Here is a 3869-nt window from a genome sequence, read left to right on the forward strand (position 1 = left end):
GGACGGGTCACCGGGGTCCCCCGTAGTCGTAGTCGGAGGGGTACCCGCCGGTGTTCCCGTCGGACCCGCCGTTGCCGTAGGGGTCGTGGTAGCCCTCGGTGTACGGCTCGCCGTAATCACCGGAGTGGGACTCGCCGTAGCCCTCGCCGTACCCCCCGGTTCCGTAGCCCCCGGTGCCGCCGGGGGGCGCGCCGGTCGGCTGCGGATGGCCGGCCCCGGCCGGCGTCGACCACCGGTTCCCGTCGTGGCCGGACGACGTCCGGTCCTCCCGGGCGGGGGCGCCGTACCGATCGTCCGCCGGGCCCGGGTCTCCCGGACGGGGACCCGGCACGGGCGCGGGGCCGGAGTTGCCGAAGGCGTCGAACTCGGGTTCCTCCCGGGGGCGCGGGCCCGGGACGGGGACGGGCTCGCCGGCGGCGGAACGATCCTCCGGGGGGGTGCCTCCGGCAGCCGCCGCGGCGGCCGCGGCCCTGGCCGCCCGCCGACCACCGACGGGTGCCGCCTCCGGCTCCGGCAGGTCGTCGTCGAGCTCGCGGCGGCGACCGGGCAGGGCCAGCACGGTGAGCACCAGCAGCAGGAAGCCCTGTGCCCACACCCAACCGCTGTGCAGACGGCCGGAGTTCCAGGTGACCTCCAGCCGGCCTCCGCTCTCCGGCAGCTCGAAGCCCTGGGCCCAGCCGTCCAGACGGGTCCGGGTCAGCGGCTCACCGTCCAGGGTGGCCGACCAGCCGGTGTCGGCGGCGTCGGCGAGCCGCAGGACGCGACCGGCCGGACCGGCGGGGATCTCCGTGTCGATGACGATCGGGCCGGCGGGGACACGCTCCCACTCCACGCTCCCCGCATCGCCCGGCGGCACGATCACCGCGCGGGCCATCACCCGCTCGACCCGCCACAGGGCGCTGCCGTCCTCCTGGCTGAGCCGCTTGAGACCGGGGGTGGTGTCCAGGACGCGGTGGAGCTCCTCGGGGGAGCCGTCGCGCACGATGACATAGCGAACGGCGTAACCGGCCAGGACGAGGGTCTGGTCGGCGCCGGAGCCGGCGACGAGTTCGCCGACCGCTCGGTCGAGCGCCCTGTCGGGGGCCATCAGGTCGGTGATGTCGGCGTCGCCGAGGCGGGCCCCGGAGCCGCGCAGGACGGTGTAGTCCACGCGCAGTGGGGCGCCGTCGGCGTCCTCCCCCTCCCCGGCCAGGACCAGGGTGCGGGCACGGTCCCCGGTACCGCTCTCCTCGGCCACGAAGGCGGGCACCTGGCCGGGGTTGCCGCGCTCCAGCGGACCGTCGGCGCCGCGCAGCATCCAGGCGCCGGCCGCGAGGAGCGGGCCGAGCGCTGCCGCGGCGGCGATCAGCACCGCGACCGGCTGGCGCCAGCCGAAGTTCTGCTCCGCGACGCGATGGCGGGCACCGTCGGCGCCGATCATCGCGGCGCCGATGAGGGCCAGGCCCGTGAGCAGCATCGCCGGGCCGGGCCAGGCGGTGTCGTCGGTGTTGGCCCAGACGGCGGCCAGGAGCGCCACCAGGGCGACGGTCCAGGCGGTGCCGATGGCGGTGCGCCGGTCGGCGCGCAGCAGGGCGGCGAGGGCGGCCAGCAGGAGGCCGACCAGCACCCAGGCGCCGGTGGTGCCCGGGCCGCCGGGGCTGAGGGTGAGCAGTTGGAAGGCTCCGGCGGGCTCGATCTCCGGGGCGACCCCGGCCTCCCGGATCAGCCGGGAGGGGTCCGCGAGCAGTCGCGGGGACCAGGGGGAGAGCACCAGCAGGGGGGTGAGCAGCACGGCGGTCAGCCGGGTGAGGACCGCGCCGCGCGCGTCGGCGCCGGAACCGCCGGGACGGAGCGCGACCACCGCGGCGATCGGTCCGAGGACGGCCGCGAGGAGCCACATCACGGGGGTGAAGGCGGTGGTGACGGTGAGCAGCAGGGCGGTGGCCCAGGCGGCGCGCCACGGCCCGGGGGCGGCCCCCGGCCCCAGCGCGGCGAGGGCGGCGCGGGCCAGGGGTGGCAGCAGCACGGCCAGCAGCACCGTGCCGACACGGCCGGAGGCCACGGCACCGGTGACGGCCGGCAGCAGTGCGTAGGCGACCGCGCCCCAGGCGCGCAGGACCCGGGAGGGCACCAGCGGGCCCGCGCACAGGTAGGCGCTGAGGCCGGCGAGGGGCACGGCCAGGACGAACAGGAGGGTCAGCACCGGTCCGACGGCACCGAGGAAGAGGGTGCCGAGAGTCGCCACGAACGCGATCCAGGGCGGTGCGGAGGCGGTGCCCCCGATGCTCAGCGGCTGCCAGGTGTCGAGGTAGCGGGCCCACAGGTCACCGGCCTCGGCCGGGGCGGGCAGCAGGGCCCCACCGGTGAGGGCGCCGCCGCCCAGCAGGGCGCGGCCGGCGAAGAGGGAGGCGAGCAGCAGCAGGAAGAACAGCACGGGGCCGGGCCGCCGGGCGAGCCGGCGGACGCGGGCGAACTGCTCCACCTCCAGGGAGTCGGCGTCGTCGTCCGAGGGTCCGGACTCCACGCCGCCGTGCCGGCCACCGGACCCGGCGTCCCCGGAGCCGAAACGGCCGGAGATGGTGGACATCGCCTGGTCGAGGCTGAGTTTGACGGTGGCGCCCGCGGCCGGGAAGAGCGGTCGCAGGTCGGCCGGGTCGTGGTCCGGGGCGGCGGCACGGGCGCGGGACCGGCGCCCGGCCAGGACGCGCTCGGGGCGCAGCAGTACCGCGAGGAGGCCGCCGATCTCGTCCAGCGAACGGCCGGGCTGCTTGCCCAGCAGGTAACCCACCACGCGCAGCAGGGTGCCGACGATCAGCCGCAGCACCACCCACGGCAACCGGCGACCGGGGGCGTTGACCAACAGGGTGTGGACGGCCCCGGCCTTGTCCACCCGGTGAGGGCTGCCGCCGAGCCGGCCGGCGCAGTCGATGGAGCGGCGTTCGCGGGCGGATGCCTCGGCGTGCCGGAGGACGGCGGCGGGGACGACGAGGACGTCGTGACCGGCGGCGTGTGCCCGCCAGCACAGGTCCACGTCGTCGCGCATCAGGGGCAACCGGCGGTCGAAGCCGCCGAGTTCCTCGAAGACGTCGCGGCGGATGAGCATGCCGGCGCTGGAGACGGAGAGCACCCGTCGGGTGCCGTCGTGCTGTCCCTGGTCCTGCTCGCGGCGTTCCAGGCCGGTCCAGCGACGCCCGCTGGAGGCGATGGCGACGCCGGTCTCCAGGAGTTGACGGCTGTCGTACCAGCTGCGCAGTTTGCCGCCGAGGACGACCGCCTCGGGGTGTTCCTCGGCCTCGCGCAGCAGATGGGCCAGGGCGTCCGGCTCGGGGGCGGCGTCGTCGTGCAGCAGCCACAGCCAGTGCACGGGCTCGCCGTGGGGCAGCTCCGGCAGGTCGTAGACGCTGGTGTCCCAGCTGCGGGTGTCCGGGTTCCACGCCTCGGGACGCCGCAGGTAGGGCAGGTCGTCGGGGCCGAGGAGCGGGGCGGTGCGGTGCGCCTCGGCGACCGCGGTGCCGAAGGAGGTGCGGCGGGCGAGGTGGAGCACGCGGTCCGGCCCGAGGGTCTCGGCCAGGAGGGCGGCGGACTCGTCCGCGCTGCCGGTGTCGGCGGCGATGACGTCCTGGACGGGGCGCTCCTGACCGGTCAACCCCGCGAGGACGTCGGGGAGCCAGCGCGCGCCGTCGTGGGAGACCAGCACGGCGGTGACGACGTGCCTGGGACATTCTGGGTGGGCGGACTGCTCAGACATCGAGGTGCGGGCCCCGGTTCGGTGGACGGCGTCGGACAGCGCTCACCCTAGCGCCTGCTTCGGACGCCGGTTTCGCTCCGAGGAAACTCCTCCCGGGCCCGGGGGAACCGCGTCCGCGGGCGGTTGGGGACCTCCGTCGGGA

Annotated in this window: 1 protein-coding gene; it reads right to left on the reverse strand. The window is 76.5% G+C overall.

The window, feature by feature from the left end:
* Positions 1 to 7 precede the first annotated feature (7 nt).
* On the reverse strand, positions 8 to 3727 hold the full coding sequence (locus tag FNQ90_RS15315; protein WP_182606892.1) for a glycosyltransferase family 2 protein: 3720 nt from the start codon (positions 3725 to 3727) through the stop codon (positions 8 to 10).
* Positions 3728 to 3869: the final 142 nt, after the last annotated feature.

The sequence above is a fragment of the Streptomyces alkaliphilus genome (assembly GCF_014141535.1).
GTDB classification, from domain to species: domain Bacteria; phylum Actinomycetota; class Actinomycetes; order Streptomycetales; family Streptomycetaceae; genus Streptomyces; species Streptomyces alkaliphilus.